General features: G+C 72.5%; 16 protein-coding genes and 1 pseudogene. 7 read left to right on the forward strand and 10 right to left on the reverse strand.

Going from position 1 to position 15,269, the window contains the following annotated elements; genetic code table 11:
- Nucleotides 1–305: 305 nt before the first annotated feature.
- Nucleotides 306–2,078: a VCBS repeat-containing protein gene (locus AB0903_RS01725; RefSeq protein ID WP_366697907.1), complete on the forward strand. Its 1,773-nt coding sequence runs from the start codon at nt 306–308 to the stop codon at nt 2,076–2,078.
- Between the two features lie 272 nt (nt 2,079–2,350).
- Here AB0903_RS01725 and AB0903_RS01730 read toward each other — a convergent pair whose 3' ends face one another.
- The 7 genes from AB0903_RS01730 to AB0903_RS01760 form a co-directional block, all read right to left on the reverse strand.
- Nucleotides 2,351–3,565, reverse strand: coding sequence for an acyl-CoA dehydrogenase family protein (locus AB0903_RS01730; RefSeq protein WP_366697909.1), 1,215 nt, complete (start codon nt 3,563–3,565; stop codon nt 2,351–2,353).
- Nucleotides 3,566–3,572: 7 nt separating this feature from the next.
- On the reverse strand, nt 3,573–4,592 hold the full coding sequence (locus AB0903_RS01735) for a phosphotransferase family protein (protein ID WP_366697911.1): 1,020 nt from the start codon (nt 4,590–4,592) through the stop codon (nt 3,573–3,575).
- Between the two features lie 353 nt (nt 4,593–4,945).
- Complete coding sequence (locus AB0903_RS01740) at nt 4,946–5,860, reverse strand: MBL fold metallo-hydrolase (RefSeq protein ID WP_366697913.1); 915 nt, start codon at nt 5,858–5,860, stop codon at nt 4,946–4,948.
- 98 nt (nt 5,861–5,958) lie between these two features.
- Nucleotides 5,959–6,255, reverse strand: coding sequence for a hypothetical protein (locus tag AB0903_RS01745; RefSeq protein WP_366697915.1), 297 nt, complete (start codon nt 6,253–6,255; stop codon nt 5,959–5,961).
- Nucleotides 6,256–6,457: 202 nt separating this feature from the next.
- A complete protein-coding gene (locus AB0903_RS01750) occupies nt 6,458–6,766 on the reverse strand; it encodes a DUF202 domain-containing protein (protein ID WP_366697917.1) in 309 nt (102 codons plus the stop codon).
- Nucleotides 6,751–7,140 (reverse strand): DUF202 domain-containing protein, encoded by a 390-nt coding sequence (locus tag AB0903_RS01755; protein WP_366697919.1) that lies wholly within the window; start codon nt 7,138–7,140, stop codon nt 6,751–6,753. The genes AB0903_RS01750 and AB0903_RS01755 overlap by 16 nt, the downstream gene beginning before the upstream one ends.
- A 57-nt stretch (nt 7,141–7,197) precedes the next feature.
- On the reverse strand, nt 7,198–7,737 hold the full coding sequence (locus tag AB0903_RS01760) for an NUDIX domain-containing protein (RefSeq protein ID WP_366698381.1): 540 nt from the start codon (nt 7,735–7,737) through the stop codon (nt 7,198–7,200).
- 105 nt (nt 7,738–7,842) lie between these two features.
- Between AB0903_RS01760 and AB0903_RS01765 the strand changes: the two genes are divergently transcribed.
- The 6 genes and pseudogenes from AB0903_RS01765 (at nt 7,843) to AB0903_RS01790 (ending at nt 13,277) form a co-directional block, all read left to right on the forward strand.
- Complete coding sequence (locus AB0903_RS01765; protein WP_366697920.1) at nt 7,843–9,498, forward strand: FAD-binding dehydrogenase; 1,656 nt, start codon at nt 7,843–7,845, stop codon at nt 9,496–9,498.
- A 464-nt stretch (nt 9,499–9,962) separates the two neighbouring features.
- Entirely contained in the window at nt 9,963–10,628 is a 666-nt protein-coding gene (locus AB0903_RS01770; protein ID WP_366698383.1) for a molybdopterin-dependent oxidoreductase, read from the forward strand.
- Nucleotides 10,570–11,268, forward strand: coding sequence for a cytochrome b/b6 domain-containing protein (locus AB0903_RS01775; RefSeq protein ID WP_366697922.1), 699 nt, complete (start codon nt 10,570–10,572; stop codon nt 11,266–11,268). Before AB0903_RS01770 ends, AB0903_RS01775 begins: the two co-directional genes overlap by 59 nt.
- A gap of 19 nt (nt 11,269–11,287) precedes the next feature.
- Nucleotides 11,288–11,502, forward strand: a pseudogene (locus AB0903_RS01780) (GntR family transcriptional regulator); the annotation flags it as partial.
- Nucleotides 11,503–11,559: 57 nt separating this feature from the next.
- Complete coding sequence (locus AB0903_RS01785; RefSeq protein ID WP_366697923.1) at nt 11,560–12,648, forward strand: S-(hydroxymethyl)mycothiol dehydrogenase; 1,089 nt, start codon at nt 11,560–11,562, stop codon at nt 12,646–12,648.
- On the forward strand, nt 12,648–13,277 hold the full coding sequence (locus AB0903_RS01790) for an MBL fold metallo-hydrolase (protein ID WP_366697924.1): 630 nt from the start codon (nt 12,648–12,650) through the stop codon (nt 13,275–13,277). The genes AB0903_RS01785 and AB0903_RS01790 overlap by 1 nt, the downstream gene beginning before the upstream one ends.
- Here AB0903_RS01790 and AB0903_RS01795 read toward each other — a convergent pair.
- From AB0903_RS01795 to AB0903_RS01805, 3 genes are read right to left on the reverse strand one after another with little or no spacing between them, the layout of a single operon-like run.
- A complete protein-coding gene (locus AB0903_RS01795; protein WP_366697926.1) occupies nt 13,250–14,194 on the reverse strand; it encodes a pseudouridine synthase in 945 nt (314 codons plus the stop codon). The genes AB0903_RS01790 and AB0903_RS01795 overlap by 28 nt on opposite strands.
- A gap of 37 nt (nt 14,195–14,231) precedes the next feature.
- A complete protein-coding gene (locus tag AB0903_RS01800) occupies nt 14,232–14,558 on the reverse strand; it encodes a multidrug efflux SMR transporter (RefSeq protein WP_366697928.1) in 327 nt (108 codons plus the stop codon).
- Nucleotides 14,558–15,256: a TetR/AcrR family transcriptional regulator gene (locus tag AB0903_RS01805; RefSeq protein ID WP_366697930.1), complete on the reverse strand. Its 699-nt coding sequence runs from the start codon at nt 15,254–15,256 to the stop codon at nt 14,558–14,560. The genes AB0903_RS01800 and AB0903_RS01805 overlap by 1 nt, the downstream gene beginning before the upstream one ends.
- Between the last annotated feature and the right edge of the window lie 13 nt (nt 15,257–15,269).

Raw genomic sequence — 15,269 nt, forward strand, 5'->3', positions numbered from 1 at the left:
GGGGGGCCGCGCCGCCCGCCCCCCCCGGGGGGGCGCCCCACCCCCCCCGCGACCGCGATCGCCGCCCGCATACCGCGTCCGGCCCGTCCCGGCAACGTCAAAGGACTTGCCCGTGGCGGACATCTGGATGAAGATCTACTTCACGACCCTGGGGAGGGGCGCCACCGTCGGTGGGGGTTCTGGTTCAGTCGTGCCGCGCGCTGAGGACGTATCGCCGCAGGCCCGCCGTCGACGCCACATATCCGTGGTTCTTTCCGGCATGCGCCGCACTCCTCAGAAGGTCTTCCCTTCCTACTGGAGGCAGCATGCCCACCTCTGCAAGACCCGGGCCCCGCCTGCGCCGGAGAATCGCCACGTCGGCGGTGCTCGGCTGCGCCGGGCTACTGGTCAGCAGTTCGATGACGATCACAGCACACGCGGCCGGGACCGACAGCGGCACTCCCGGGACGGTCGAGCCCCGTGCGACCACCACCGAGCGGCCCGTCTTCTCCGTGCCCGGCCGCTCGGCGACCGTGGGCAAGGACGACCGGGCCCAGGCCCGCGTGGCCGCCGCCGTCGCACCGGCCCAGCGGGCCGACTTCGACAACGACGGAGCCGGAGACCTCGTCTACCGCACCAACTCCGGCCATGTGTGGGCCGACTGGGGCCACGGCGGTACCGCCGTCATCGGCAGCACCGAGTCGCAGGTCAAGGACCTGCTGCTGCCGGGCGACCTCACGGGGGACGGCAGGGCCGATCTGCTGACCCTGACCGCCACCGGCGCGCTCCGGCTGCACAACGGTGAATTCGCCACCTACGAGGGCGGACTCAACGGGTACACGACACTGAGCAAGGGCTGGCAGGCGTACAACAAGCTCGTCGTCCCCGGCGACCTGTCCGGCGACGGCAAGCCCGACCTCCTCGCGCGCAGCACCGCGGGTCTGTTCCTCTTCCCGGGGACCGGCTCCGGTTTCGGTACGGGGATCAAGGTCGGCGGGGCGGGCTGGGGACAGTTCGACCAGCTGGTCGGCGCGGACGACCTCACCGGGGACGGCCTGGCCGACCTGGTGACCCGCAACTCCTCCGGCCTGTTCGTCTACCCGGGGAACGGCAGCAGCACCGGCTACCCGTTCCAGGCGCGGATACAGATCGGCGGTCCGGGCTGGCTCCAGTACAACCAGCTGGTCGGCGGCACGGACTACAACGGCAACGGTACGGCGGACCTCACGGCCCGCTCGTACGACGGCACGCTGTACTTCTACGACGGCACCGGCACCGGCACGTTCCAGGGCCGGGTGTCCATGGGCAAGGGCTGGGGCGTGGTGACCCAGATGGCCGCCGCGGGCAACCAGCCGGGCTTCGGCAAGCAGGGCATCATGGCCCGCACCGGCGACGGCACGCTGTACTACTACGACGGCACCGGCACCGGCCGACTGTCGGAGAAGTTCCTGGTCGGCACCGGCTGGGACCGCTCCGCCGTGCGGCTCACCCACGCGTCGGCGCTCCGGGACGACGGCGTCTCGGACCTGATCGCGCACAGCACGTACGACGGCCGCCTGTACAACACCGCGCAGTACGCCGAGTACGACGAGTACCTCGCGGGCGGCTCGAAGCTGTACAACCGGGTCGTCGGACCCGGCGACCTCAACGGCGACGGCAAGGGCGACCTGATCGCCCGCAGCTCGACCGCGCTCTACTTCTACGCCGGCAACGGCGACGGGCTCTCCATGAAGGGCCGCGTCCAGGTCGGCGGCAGCGGCTGGAGTCAGTACGACAAGCTGGTCGGTTCCGGCGACTTCAACCTCGACGGGCGGGCCGACCTGATCGCCCGCAGCTCCGCCGGCCTCTTCTTCTACGCCGGCACCGGCAGGGCGAGCACCCCGTTCGCCGCCCGGGTCCAGGTGGGTGGCAAGGGCTGGAGCCAGTACAAGACCCTCTCGGCGCCGGGTGACATCAATGGTGACGGCATCGCCGACCTGCTGGCGTCCAGCTCCGCGGGGCTGTTCTTCTACGCCGGCACCGGCAAGGCGTCGACGCCGTTCAAGGCGCGGGTGCAGATCGGCGGCGGTGGCTGGAACCAGTACCCCGACCTGCACTGACCGGCGCGGCGCGGCGATCGGACGCCGCGCCGCCGGGTGACCTCACCGCCCCGTCCCGCCATCGGCGGGGCGGGGCGGCGTGGTCACGGGCGATCGGGGGACGCGCGAACGCGCGGGACCCGGGCCACCCCGGCGGGCGCGGTACGCCACCCGGCGTGCGACACGGCGTCCGGGGCGGTGCCGGGTCCGGGAGCGGCGGAGTGGGGAGCAGCCCGCCGCTCCCGGAAGCGGCGGGGCGGGTCCGGTACCGCGCGGCCCTGTGGGCCTGCGGCTCACAGGTACCGCTTCAGCTCCCGCCGTGCCAGCGACCGCTGGTGAACCTCGTCCGGACCGTCCGCGAGCTTCAGCGTCCGGGCCGCCGCCCACAGCTCCGCCAGCGGGAAGTCCTGGCTGACACCGCCCGCGCCGTGGACCTGGACCGCCTTGTCGAGGATGTCCACCACCGCCCGGGGCGTCGCGATCTTGATGGCCTGGATCTCGGTGTGCGCACCGCGGTTGCCGACCGTGTCCATCAGCCACGCCGTCTTCAGCACCAGCAGCCGCAGCTGTTCCACCGTGACCCGTGCGTCCGCGATCCAGTTCTGCACGACGCCCTGCTGGGCGATCGCCTTGCCGAAGGCGTCGCGGGACACGGCCCTGCGGCACATCAGCTCGATGGCGCGCTCCGCCATGCCGATCAGCCGCATGCAGTGGTGGATGCGGCCGGGACCCAGCCGCGCCTGGGCGATGGCGAAGCCGCCGCCCTCCTCACCGATCAGGTTCGCGGCCGGTACCCGCACGTCGTGGAACACGACCTCGGCGTGACCGCCGTGGGAGTGGTCCTCGTAGCCGTAGACCTGCATGGCGCGGCGGATCTCGACACCGGGGGTGTCGCGCGACACCAGGATCATGGACTGCTGGCGGCGGATGTCGTCGCCGTCGGGGTCGGTCTTGCCCATGACGATGAAGATCCGGCAGAGCGGGTTCATCGCACCGGAGATGTACCACTTGCGGCCGTTGACGACGTAGTCGTCGCCGTCACGGTCGATCCGGGTCTGGATGTTCGTCGCGTCGGAGGAGGCGACCTCCGGCTCGGTCATGGCGAACGCCGAGCGGATCTCGCCGGCCAGCAGGGGCTCCAGCCACTGCTTCTTCTGCTCGTCGCTGCCGAACTGCGTCAGCACCTCCATGTTGCCCGTGTCCGGGGCGGCGCAGTTCAGCGCGGTGGGGGCCAGGTGCGGGCTGCGGCCGGTGATCTCGGCCAGTGGCGCGTACTGGAGGTTCGTCAGGCCGGCGCCGTACTCGGAGTCCGGGAGGAAGAGGTTCCACAGGCCCTGCCTGCGCGCCTCCGCCTTGAGCTCCTCGACGATCGCGGGGGTGTCCCACGGCGACGCCAGCCGCGCGCGCTGCTCGTGCTCGATCTGCTCGGCGGGGTGGACGTGTTCGTCCATGAAGGCGAGCAGCTTGGCACGCAGCTCTTCGGTACGGGCGTCGAATGCGAAGTCCATGGGGTACTCAGCCTTCCTGGAGGGTGGTCAGACCGTGCTCGATGAAAAGGGGGACGAGATCGCCGATCCGGTCGAATCCGGCACCGACGGTCTGGCCGAGGGTGTAGCGGTAGTGGATGCCCTCGAGGATCACGGCGAGCTTGAACCAGGCGAACGCCTCGTACCAGGAGATCGCCGAGGTGTCCCGGCCGGAGCGTTCGGCGTACCGCTCGATCAGCTCGGCCGGGGACGGGTGGCCCGCCGCCCCGGCGGTGGTGCTGACGGGGGAGTCGGGCAGCTCGAGCCGCTTGCTGTACATGACCAGCAGGCCGAGGTCGGTCAGCGGGTCGCCGAGGGTGGACATCTCCCAGTCCAGGACCGCCTTGATCCGGTCGTCGTCACCGATGAGGACGTTGTCGAGGCGGTAGTCGCCGTGGACGACGGCCGCGGCCGGCGAGACCGGCAGCGCACGCCCCAGGGCGGCGTGCAATGCGTCGACACCGGCCAGTTCGCGGCCTCGCGAGGCCGCCAGCTGCTTGCCCCAGCGCCGCAGCTGCCGGTCGAGGAAGCCCTCGGGCCGGCCGAAGTCGCCGAGGCCGACCCCCTCGGGGTCGACGGCGTGGAGATCGACGAGGGTGTCGGTCAGGGAGAGCACCGCGGCGCGGGTGCGCTCCGCGCCGAGCGGCGCGAGCTGCTCCGCGGTGCGGTACGGGGTGCCCTCGACGAACTCCATGACGTAGAACGGCGATCCGACGACCGACTCGTCCTCGCAGAGCACCACGGGCCGGGGCACCGGGACGGCGGTCGGCGCCAGTGCGCTGATCACCCGGTGCTCGCGCTTCATGTCGTGGGCGGTCGCCAGCACGTGGCCGAGCGGCGGCCGGCGGACGACCCACCGTGAGGTGCCGTCGGTGACGGCGTAGGTGAGGTTGGACCGGCCGCCCTGGATCAGCCGGGCGCTGAGCGGTCCGCCCACCAGCCCGGGCCGCTCACGGTCGAGAAAGCCGCGCAGCTGCTCGGGATCGAGACCTGGGGGGACTGAGCTCATGACGGGCACCTCCGGGGGCGGTCCTGGGAAACGCGTTCATGATGACCGACCAGTCGGTATGTCGTCCAGTGGCCCGGTCGAAGCGAAGTCCGGATCACACCCGCCCGGGACGCGTCGGCGGGCCCGGGCCCACCGACGCCTCCCGTGAAAGAGCCCTCCCGTCAGGCGTGACAGGCCCCCGCGGCCCTCCCGCCGAGGGGTGGCGGCAACGTGCCGTGTCGTCAGGGGTGGCCGGCTGCGCGGCCTTCTCGCCAGGGGTGGCAGGGGCCACGTGCCGTGTCGTCAGGAGTGGCGCGGGCCACGTGTACTCCCGTCGACGGTGCCCGTCAGGGGTGGCGGCCACAACTCGTCCGTCAGGCGTGGCAGGCCACCGGCACACCGCCGTTCATCGCCGCCATGTCGGCGAACACCGTCGCGGCGTCGAGCGGCGACCCCTCCGGCAGACCCTCCAGCTCCGCGTAGGCCCGGTGCAGGTTCGCCACCAGCCGCTCGCTCTCCCTCAGCTCGGCGAAGTCTCCCAGGTCCGTCGCCTGTGCCGTCTCCAGCGGGGTGAGCCCCTTTGCCCGCCCCGCCTCCGCCACGTCGGCGACGAACCGCAGATAGCGCTCGGTCGCGTCGTACGCCGAGGGGTCGGTGACCGGCCCGTGGCCCGGCACCACCGTCTCGGCGCCGAGCGCCCGCAGTACGTCGAGCGCCCGCAGCGAACCGCTCAGCGAGCCCATCGGAACGAACGGCGTGCCGCCCTGGAAGATCAGGTCGCCGGTGAAGACGACGCCCTGCCGGGGCAGGTGCACCACCGTGTCGCCGGTCGTGTGGGCGACCGGCCCGGGATGGACGAGCCGGACCTCCACATCCCCGACATGGACGGTCATCCGGTCGCTGTACGTGACGGTCGGCGCGGTGATCCGGATGTCCCCGAAATCGGTCTCGGGCCAGAGCAGGTGGAGCTGGCGGCCCGCTGCGAGCAGCTCGTGGCGGCACGAGTCGTGCCCCACCACCACCGCCTCCGGCTGGAAGACGCCGTTTCCGTACGTGTGGTCGCCGTGGTGATGGGTGTTGACGACGAGGCGGGGGAGCGGGGCGCCGGTGGCCAGCAGTGCCTCGCGCAGCGCCAGGGTCCGCCGTTCGGTGGCCGCGGTGTCGACGAGCAGGGTGGAGTGTCCGTCGCTGACGAAACCCGCGTTGTTCAGGCACCAGCCGCCGTCCGGCTGGACGTAGGCGTGCACGTGCGGCGTGAGTTCGACGGTGTAGGGCTCGTCGGTGGACACTGCGGCTCCTCTGGGTGGTCGACGCCGAATCGGCCCTCACACCCTGCCGGTCGACCCGCCGCGGGGGAAACCCCGGGGCGCGCCTCGGGGTGGTCGGCTCAGTGGTCGTCCCAGTGTCCTTCGTGCTCCGCGTGGCGGTGCCCGTCGTGCACGTAGTCCACGTGATCGCCGTGCACCACGGCGGGGTGGCCGCATCCGGCGCCGTGCACGTGCGTGTGCCCGCTGTGCGACACGTGCTCTCCCGGCTCGCACTCGTCCCAGTGGTCGGAGTGCTTCCGGTGCAGATGCCCGTCGTGCGCGTAGTCGACGTGGTCGCCGTGCGGCACCTCGGCATGGCCGCAGGCCGGGCCGTGGGCGTGCTCGTGCGCGGCGTGTTCCTGGTGGGCGACGGTCATGGCCCTCCCCTCTGGTGCAATTCGTGCCGTTGTGTCCGTTCCAGGGTAGTCGGCGCCGGTGTGCCGGGCCCTGCGCCGCGCACCGCGCCTCGACGGCACGCACGTCCGAGGCGTCACGGCCCGCAGCCGCAGCCGCAGTCGTCCGGGCCGTGCCGGTGTCCGCATCGCGCCACGAAACGGAACGCCGGGCCATGTCGTCACATCACACGACGATCGCGACCGCGAAGGCCGCCAGGGCCAGGACGCACGCCGCCGCGGCGATCGCACCGCCCATCGGCATGGCCGACGGCCGGGCCCCCGCCATCGCCCCGATGCGCCGGTGCGCGACCGCCAGAAAGCCCAGCCAGGCGGCCACGCTCAGCACGACCGCCGCCGCTGTGTCCTGCGCCGCCTGCCTGGCGGCGAGTACCGCCACGACCGTGCAGGTCAGGGTGGTTCGGCGCCACGCGAGCCGCGTCCGCTCCGGCTGCAGGCCGGGGTCGCGGGCGGGGCCGGTCACACGTCGCCCCATGCCACGACCACCACCATGGCGACCGACACCACCGCGACCGCGACCGCCAGCAGCGCGGGGAAACGGGACACCGGGAGGTCCTCACCCCGACGCATCGCCCGCTCGCACTTCACCCAGTGGTTCACGGCCCGTACGGCACACGCCGCCCCGGCCCCGATCAGGGCGAGGGCCAGCCCCGCCCGCACACCCCAGCGCAGGTCCGGCAGGAACTGGTCGACCGCGAAGCCGCCGCCGATGAGCGCGAGCGCCGTACGGATCCAGGCGAGAAAGGTGCGCTCGTTGGCGAGCGAGAACCGGTAGTCGGGTGTCTCGCCCTCGTTCCGGATCCGGGCCGGCGCGAACCACAGCCGCAGGCTCTGTACAAAGTCGCTCACGCCACGCACCCTACGCGGCCGGCCCGGCCGGGCCTCGGCGTCGTGCCCCATGCGGCCTCAGTCCGACCGGTGCGCCCTGAGCCGCTCGTAGGCGGCCAGCCCGTCCGGCACCCAGTCCCACTCGCGCAGCCGTGCCTCGAGCTCGGCCTCCGTGACGAACCCGTGCCAGGCGACCTCCTCCGCCTGAGGGGCCACGGGAAGCTCGCAGCGGACCTCGTAGACGTACGACCACCACGACGGCCGGGGGGCGCCGCCGTCTCCCTTGTCCTTGTCCTCGTCCTCGTACAGGAACTTGAACAGTGGCACCGGCCGTGGGAGCCCGCGTACGCCGAGCTCCTCCTCCGCCTCCCGCAGGGCGGCCTCGTCGTAGCTCTCACCGGCACCGACGACCCCGCCCACGAACATGTCGTACATCGACGGGAAGACCAGCTTCGTGGCCGTGCGCCGGTGCACGAAGATCTGCCCGGCCGCGTCCCTGACCAGGACGAACGCACAACGGTGGCGCAGGCCGCGCGCGTACGCGTCGCCGCGCGCGGCCCGTCCGACCACCCGGTCGTGCTCGTCGACGACGTCGAGGATCTCCTCCGCGGAACGCATCTCCGTCATGGGCCCATCCAAGCACCGCCGGCCGCCGGCATTGACGAGTTACCCACTCGTAAGGAAGATCGGGTCCCACCGGGCCCGACCGACGAATGGAAGACCATGGCGTACGACGCTGATGTGATCGTGATCGGGGCGGGACTCGCCGGCCTCGTGGCCACCGCCGAACTCGTCGACGCCGGACGCAAGGTCATCGTCCTCGACCAGGAGCCCGAGCAGTCCATCGGCGGACAGGCGCACTGGTCCTTCGGCGGTCTGTTCTTCGTCGACTCGCCCGAGCAGCGCCGTATGCGCATCAAGGACAGCCACGCCCTGGCCCTCCAGGACTGGATGGGCACCGCCGGCTTCGACCGGGAGGAGGACCACTGGCCGCGCAGGTGGGCCGAGGCGTACGTCGACTTCGCGGCGGGCGAGAAACGGGCCTGGCTGCACGGTCGGGGCGTACGGTTCTTCCCCGTCGTCGGCTGGGCGGAGCGCGGAGGCTACGACGCGAACGGGCACGGCAACTCCGTGCCGCGCTTCCACATCACCTGGGGCACCGGCCCCGGCCTGGTCGCGCCCTTCGAGCGCCGGGTCCGCGAAGGGGTCGCGAAGGGGCTCGTACAGCTCCGGTTCCGGCACCGGGTCACCGGCCTCGGCGGCAGCGCCGGCGACATCGACACCGTCACCGGCGAGATCCTTCAGCCGTCCGACGCGGAGCGGGGCGCGGCGAGCACCCGCGAGGTGACAGGCGCCTTCGAGCTCAAGGCACAGGCGGTCGTCGTGACGTCCGGGGGCATCGGCGGCAACCACGACCTCGTACGCGCCCAGTGGCCGTCGCGGCTCGGCACCCCGCCCAGGAAGCTGCTCTCCGGCGTTCCCGCGCACGTCGACGGCCTGATGCTCGGCATCGCGGAGCGCGCCGGCGCGTCCCACATCAACCGCGACCGGATGTGGCACTACACCGAGGGCATCGAGAACTGGAACCCGATCTGGGCCAGGCACGGCATCCGGATCCTGCCCGGCCCGTCCAGCCTGTGGCTGGACGCGCGCGGCAGACGGCTGCCGGTGCCGCTGTTCCCGGGCTTCGACACCCTCGGCACGCTCGACCACATCATGCGCACGGGCCACGGCTACACCTGGTTCGTCCTCGACCGGAAGATCATCGGCAGGGAGTTCGCCCTGTCGGGCTCCGAGCAGAACCCGGACCTGACGGGCAAGTCCCTCCGCGACGTCTTCGTACGGGCGAGGGCGGACGTGCCTGCGCCGGTGCAGGCGTTCATGGACAAGGGTGTCGACTTCGTCGTGGAGAAGGACCTCGCCGCACTGGTGCGCGGCATGAACCGGCTCACCGGCGACGACCTGATCGACGAGGCGGAGCTGCGGCGCGAGATCACGGCGCGGGACCGGGAGATCGTGAACCCGTTCACCAAGGACCTCCAGGTCACGGCGATCCGGGGCGCCCGCAAGTACCTCGGCGACAGGCTGATCCGTACGGCCCCGCCGCACCGCCTGCTGGACCCGAAGTCGGGCCCGCTGATCGCCGTCCGCCTCAACATCCTCACCCGCAAGTCGCTCGGCGGCCTGGAGACGGACCTGTCGTCGCGCGTCCTCGACGCGTCCGGTGCGCCGCTGAGCGGCCTGTACGCCGCGGGCGAGGCGGCGGGCTTCGGCGGCGGTGGTGTCCACGGCTACCGGTCGCTGGAGGGGACGTTCCTCGGCGGCTGCCTCTTCTCCGGGCGCGCGGCGGGGAGGGCGGCGGCCGGGGCGGTGGGGTAGCGGGACGACGGGCATGGCCGCCGCACCGGGCCGTTCTCCTCCCCGCCCTTTCCCGCCGGCCCGGTGTGCGCTCCTCCGCGCGGGGGCCCCGCCCGGATCCGCCACGGGGGCCCGCGTCCCCGCACCCCGCGTCTCGGTCACCGGCGGGCAGGCCCCGGCCCGCACCGCCCCCGAGCGACGCGCGGGCCCCTGCGGGCCCGGGGCCTGCCCCGGGCCCGCAGGGAAGGGGAGGGGACAAGCCCGCCGCAGACGGATCCCGCGCCCGCCCCCAGGTGTGACGAAACGCTGACGGACCTCTCACGCCCCTGGCGGCCCGTCCACCCAGGTGCTCGAATCGACGCGTGACCACAGACCGCCCCACCGACCCTGACCCCGGCCCCGCTGCGGACGCGGATCCCGGCCCCGCCGTGGACGCGGACGCGGACCACGCCGGCAAACCCTTCGGCCGCCGCCTCGTCCTCGGCATGCTCGGCCTCGGCGCCGCAGGAGTCGCCGCCGCGCCGTCGCTGCAACGCGGTCTGGAGGGCTTCCTCGGGGCCGCCGCGGACAAGGACCCGACCGGGCTCACGAGCCTGCTCCCGAACGGGGGCGGCTTCCGCTACTACTCCGTCGCCTCCTCCGTCCCCCGCAGGACCGCCGAGAACTACCGCCTCACCGTCGACGGCCTCGTGAGGCACCCGGCCACGTACAGCCTCGCCGACCTCCGCGCCCTGCCGCAGACCCGCGTCGTGCGGGACGTGCAGTGCGTCACCGGGTGGCGGGTGCCGGACACGCCGTTCGAGGGCGTGCGCCTTTCGGACCTGCTGGATGCCGCCGGCGTACGGCCGACCGCCCGTGCGATCCGGTTCACCTGCTTCGACGGCACGTACAGCGAGAGCCTGACCCTCACTCAGGCCCGCCGCGACGACGTCCTCGTCGCGCTGCGGATGCAGGACAAGCCGGTCAGCCATACGCACGGCGGCCCGGTCCGGCTCTACGTGGCGCCGATGTACTTCTACAAGTCGGCGAAATGGCTCTCCGGGATCACGGTCACCGAAGCCGTCCGCCCCGGCTACTGGGAGGAGCGGGGTTATGACGTCGACGCCTGGGTCGGCCGGTCCAACGGCCGTACCGACTCCCCCACCGTCTGAGGTGCCCCCGCCGTCCGAGGTGCGCCCGCCGTCCGAACGGACCGGCCGCAGACGCCGGTTCAGCCGCGGTGAGCGCTGGGTGCACCGCACCACCGCCGCCCTGATGCTGCTGTGCATCGCGACGGCCGCCGTGCTCTACGTGCCCCAGCTCGCCGAACTCGTCGGCCGCCGCCACCTCGTGGTGACCGTGCACCAGTGGTCGGGGCTGCTGCTGCCGGTGCCGTTCCTGCTCGGGCTGGCCTCCCGCCCGTTCCGCGCCGACCTGCGCCGGCTGAACCGTTTCGGGCCGCACGACCGGGCGTGGCTGCATGCCGTTCGCCGCCGCCGGCACGGTCCGGACGCCCGGCCGGCGGGCAAGTTCAACGCGGGGCAGAAGATCTACGCGGCCTGGATCGCCGGCGCGGCACTGGTCATGCTCGGGACGGGACTGCTGATGTGGTTCACCTCGTTGACGCCTCTGGTGTGGCGTACGAGCGCGACGTTCGTGCACGACTGGCTGTCGCTCGCGGTCGGGATCGTGGTCGCCGGGCACATCGCGATGGCGCTCGCCGACCCGGAGGCACGCCGTGGCATGCGCACCGGGTCGGTCGAGCGCCGGTGGTCGCGGGAGCGTCATTCGCGATGGCTAGAGGACGAGTGACAAGAGCAGGACGAAGACGAACGAGATGTTCGCCCGGCTCGGTGACGTCGTCGCAGAGGTGCTCGCGGGCCGCACCCACCACCACGTGATGTTCGACGACCCCGACCCGGCGGCGGTCACCTTGCATGTACGGGTCGCCGAGGCCGTACGCGAGGGCGACGCCGACCGGGCCGAGCGGCTCACCCGGAGATCGCCGTCGGAGCCCTCCAGGAGCTGGACGTCCTCGCACCCTGACGTCACGGGCCATAGTGGGTGGCGACGTCAACTGCGCGAGGAAGGGCAGGTACTGCTATGCCGCAGCAGGTGCAGGGTGTGATCGCACCCGGAAAGAACGAGCCGGTACGGGTGGAGACGATCACGATCCCCGACCCGGGCCCGGGCGAGGCCGTGGTGGAGGTGCAGGCATGCGGTGTCTGCCACACCGATCTGCACTACAAACAGGGCGGAATCAACGACGAGTTCCCGTTCCTCCTCGGCCATGAGGCCGCGGGTGTCGTGGAGTCGGTCGGCGACGGTGTCACCGACGTCACGCCCGGGGACTTCGTGATCCTCAACTGGCGGGCGGTGTGCGGCCGGTGCCGGGCGTGTCTGCGCGGCCGGCCCTGGTACTGCTTCGACACCCACAACGCCCGGCAGAAGATGACCCTCGCCGACTCGGGCACCGAACTGTCGCCCGCGCTCGGCATCGGCGCCTTCGCGGAGAAGACCCTGGTCGCCGCGGGCCAGTGCACCAAGGTCGACCCGGCGGTCTCCCCGGCCGTGGCCGGCCTGCTCGGCTGCGGGGTGATGGCCGGCATCGGCGCCGCCGTCAACACCGGCCAGGTCGGCCGCGGCGACTCCGTGGCCGTCATCGGCTGCGGAGGCGTCGGGGATGCGGCCGTCGTCGGCGCCCGGCTTGCCGGTGCAGCGAAGATCATCGCCGTCGACATCGACGAACGCAAGCTCGAGACGGCGAGGCGGATGGGGGCCACCCACACCGTCAACTCCCGAACCCGCGACGCCGTCGAGGCGATCCGCGAACTCACCGGCGGCTTCGGCGCCGACGTGGTGATCGAGGCCGTCGGCCGCCCGGAGACGTACGAACAGGCTTTCTACGCCCGGGACCTGGCGGGCACCGTGGTCCTGGTCGGCGTCCCGACGCCCGAAATGAAGCTCGAACTGCCGCTCCTGGACGTCTTCGGCCGCGGCGGCGCGCTCAAGTCGTCCTGGTACGGCGACTGCCTGCCCTCCCGGGACTTCCCGATGCTGATCGATCTGCACCAGCAGGGCCGTATCGACCTGGGCGCGTTCGTCACCGAGACCATCGGACTCGGGGACGTCGAGAAGGCGTTCGCCCGGATGCACGAGGGCGACGTCCTGCGATCGGTGGTGCGGTTCTGATGGCCGCCCGTATCGACCACCTGGTCACCTCCGGCACCTTCTCGCTCGACGGCGGCACCTGGGACGTCGACAACAACGTCTGGATCGTCGGCGACGACCGCGAGGCCGTCGTCGTCGACGCCGCCCACGACGCGGAAGCCATCCTCGCCGCGCTCGGCGGCCGTACGCTGCGCGCCGTCGTCTGCACGCACGCGCACAACGACCACATCGACGCGGCCCCCGCGCTCGCCGCCGCCACCGGCGCGCCGATCCTGCTCCACCCGGACGACCTGCCGCTGTGGAAGCAGACCCATCCCGAACGCGCCCCCGACGGCGACCTGGCCGACGGCACGGTGATCACCGTCGCGGACACCGCCCTGACCGTCCTGCACACCCCCGGCCATGCCCCCGGCGCCGTCTGCCTCCACGCCCCCGGCCTCGCCACCGTGTTCACCGGTGACACCCTGTTCCAGGGCGGTCCCGGCGCGACCGGCCGGTCGTTCTCCCACTTCCCGACCATCGTCGACTCCATCCGCGACCGCCTGCTCACCCTGCCGCCGGACACCGTCGTCCGTACCGGCCACGGCGGCACGACCACCATCGGCGCCGAGGCGCCGCACCTTCAGGAATGGGTGGACCGGGGCCACTGAGCCAGGCTCAGCCGGCTCTCGAACCGGCGCCGCTCCCCGGTGACCGGGTCGGTGAACTCCAGGGCCCTCGCCAGCAGTTGCAGCGGGCGGGAGAAGTCCTCCGGTGCCTCGGGCAGCACGACCGGGAACAGCGGGTCGTCCAGGATCGGCAGCCCGAGGCCGTTCATATGGACCCGCAGCTGATGGGTACGGCCGGTGGCCGGCAGCAGCCGGTACCGGCCGATCCCGTCGTCCACCCCGAGCAGCTCGACCCGGCTCTCGCTGTTCGGCTCTCCCGGCTCCTCCCGCGCCGCGAGCACCCCGCGCTCCTTGACGATCCGGCTCCGCACGGTCCGTGGCAGCGCCACCGCCGGGTCGTGGGGCGCGAGCGCCTCGTACTCCTTGCGCACCCGCCGGTCGCGGAACATCGTCTGGTACGCGCCCCGGTCCCCGGGCCGTACGACGAAGAGCACCAGGCCCGCCGTGAGCCGGTCCAACCGGTGCGCGGGCTGGAGCGCGGGCAGCCCCAGGTCGCGGCGCAGCCGGGCCACGGCCGTCTCCTTCACATGGCTGCCGCGTGGCGTGGTGGCGAGGAAATGCGGCTTGTCGGCGACCACGATGTGCTCGTCGCGGTGCACGATCCCGATCCCGAACGGCACCGGCCGCTCCGCGGGGAAGTCCCGATGGAACCAGAGACACCGTCCCGCCGTGTACGGCTCGTCCCCGCCGACCGGGCCGTCCGCGGCCACGAAGCGTCCGTCCCGCAGCATCGACTCCACCCGCGCCGGGCCGATCGCGGCCCCGTACCGGTCCAGCAGATGGTCACGCACGGTGGGCCAGCGGCCGCCGGGGTCTTCCGGCAGCCGCAGCCTCACGGGATCGATGCCGTCGCGCTGGGGGAGCGGGGCTTCGACGGCCGCTCTGCTTCTGCGTCTCACCGAGGCGATCGTATGCCCATGCGAGAGCGTGCCCGCATCAGTGCTCCATCCCGCCGCCGACGTACATCACGACGACGCCGATGATGACGAGGGCGATCCCGATGAGTGTGGCCGGCTTGACCGGTTCGTCGAAGAGGACGACGCCGCCCAGGAACGCTCCCACCGTGCCGACACCGGACCAGACCGCGTACACCGGGCCGACGTTGAGCGTCTTGAGCGCCTGCGCCAGCATCACGAACGCGACACCGTAACCGACGACCACCAGGGCGGTCGGGCCGAGGCGGGTCAGGCCGTGCGAGGCACGGAGCGAGAGGGTCGCGATCACCTCGGAGACGATCGCTCCCGCGACCAGCAGTACCCCCATCAGTGCACCGCCCCGTCCGTGTCCACGGGATCTGCGCCCTTGACGCCCGCGTCGTCGTCGCCTGCGGCATGGCCGCCTGTGCCGACGGGGCCCGCGTGTGCGCTGCCGCCGGGACTTGTGCCGGCATGCCTCGCGCCGCCGGGGCCCGCGCCGGCATGCGCCGTGCCGACCCGCCCCGTGTCGATGAGTTCGCGGACCATTGTGCGCAGTTCGGTGTGCGCCGCGCCTCGGGGTGGCGCGAGGCCGAGCAGTCGCGCGGTCCACCAGCCGTCCACGGTCATGCGCACCAGGGCGCTGACACCGGGCGGCAGCCCGTCCGTGTCCAGCCGTTCCTGCCACTCGCGGTAGTGGCGCTGCAGGACATCAAGCACTTCCGGCCCCGCGGCCGCGGCGAGCAGCGCCATGGGCATCGCATCGGGGTCGGCCCCGCCGTGCTCGGGCGACTCCTGCGGGATCGAGGCGTCGAGCCAGGCGGTGGTGAACGCGCCGGGGGGCGCTCCCGGGCCCGGCAGCCCCGCCTCGAACCTGTCGACCAGCCGCTGCACCACACCTGCGACCAGCGCGTGCTTGCTCGGGAAGTGGTGGAGCAGACCACCCTTGCTCACGCCCGCCTCCGCTGCGACGGCGTCCAGCCGGACGGCGTCCACACCGCCGTTCACCAGCAGTCGCTCCACAGCATCGAGGAGTCGATCGCGCACCGTTCCGCCTGTC

It is taken from the genome of Streptomyces sp. NPDC048389 (genome assembly GCF_040706335.1).
GTDB lineage: Bacteria > Actinomycetota > Actinomycetes > Streptomycetales > Streptomycetaceae > Streptomyces.

Excerpts from the sequence above, each read along its gene's own strand:
- AB0903_RS01725 (WP_366697907.1), top strand. The coding sequence starts at position 306 with ATGCCCACCTCTGCAAGACCCGGGCCCCGCCTGCGCCGGAGAATCGCC.
- AB0903_RS01770 (WP_366698383.1), top strand. The coding sequence starts at position 9,963 with ATGCTCGGCCTCGGCGCCGCAGGAGTCGCCGCCGCGCCGTCGCTGCAA.
- AB0903_RS01760 (WP_366698381.1), bottom strand. The coding sequence starts at position 7,737 with ATGCGTTCCGCGGAGGAGATCCTCGACGTCGTCGACGAGCACGACCGG.
- AB0903_RS01750 (WP_366697917.1), bottom strand. The coding sequence starts at position 6,766 with ATGGGGCGACGTGTGACCGGCCCCGCCCGCGACCCCGGCCTGCAGCCG.
- AB0903_RS01775 (WP_366697922.1), top strand. The coding sequence starts at position 10,570 with ATGACGTCGACGCCTGGGTCGGCCGGTCCAACGGCCGTACCGACTCCC.
- AB0903_RS01745 (WP_366697915.1), bottom strand. The coding sequence starts at position 6,255 with ATGACCGTCGCCCACCAGGAACACGCCGCGCACGAGCACGCCCACGGC.
- AB0903_RS01800 (WP_366697928.1), bottom strand. The coding sequence starts at position 14,558 with ATGGGGGTACTGCTGGTCGCGGGAGCGATCGTCTCCGAGGTGATCGCG.
- AB0903_RS01765 (WP_366697920.1), top strand. The coding sequence starts at position 7,843 with ATGGCGTACGACGCTGATGTGATCGTGATCGGGGCGGGACTCGCCGGC.
- AB0903_RS01730 (WP_366697909.1), bottom strand. The coding sequence starts at position 3,565 with ATGGACTTCGCATTCGACGCCCGTACCGAAGAGCTGCGTGCCAAGCTG.
- AB0903_RS01785 (WP_366697923.1), top strand. The coding sequence starts at position 11,560 with ATGCCGCAGCAGGTGCAGGGTGTGATCGCACCCGGAAAGAACGAGCCG.
- AB0903_RS01790 (WP_366697924.1), top strand. The coding sequence starts at position 12,648 with ATGGCCGCCCGTATCGACCACCTGGTCACCTCCGGCACCTTCTCGCTC.
- AB0903_RS01735 (WP_366697911.1), bottom strand. The coding sequence starts at position 4,592 with ATGAGCTCAGTCCCCCCAGGTCTCGATCCCGAGCAGCTGCGCGGCTTT.